1 protein-coding gene is annotated in these 268 nt (G+C 34.0%); it reads left to right on the plus strand.

Going from position 1 to position 268, the window contains the following annotated elements; translation table 11 throughout:
- Positions 1–183, plus strand: a 183-nt coding sequence (locus A9Q93_RS02245; protein WP_303685757.1) for a DUF4339 domain-containing protein, incomplete at its 5' end; no start/stop codon positions are given.
- Positions 184–268 lie beyond the last annotated feature (85 nt).

Genomic DNA, 268 nt, shown 5'->3' on the forward strand with positions numbered 1-268 from the left:
AATGGACAACAAGCAGGTCCAATTTCTTTCGAACAACTAAAGAGTTTATTTGCAAACCGAACCGTAAATAAAGATAGTTTGGTTTGGAAACAAGGCATGGCCAATTGGGCTGCAATAAAAGATGTAGAAGAACTTAAAATATTTTTAGGAGGTAATACCCCACCACCTCTTCCAAATGTTTAATCTATAAGTTTATTTCAAGGCTGTTATAATGACCATTCAACTTCCAAATGGAAACGAAATCATCTCAAAAATCTGAACTCAAAAA

The organism is Nonlabens dokdonensis, assembly GCF_002162835.1.
GTDB lineage: Bacteria > Bacteroidota > Bacteroidia > Flavobacteriales > Flavobacteriaceae > Nonlabens > Nonlabens dokdonensis_B.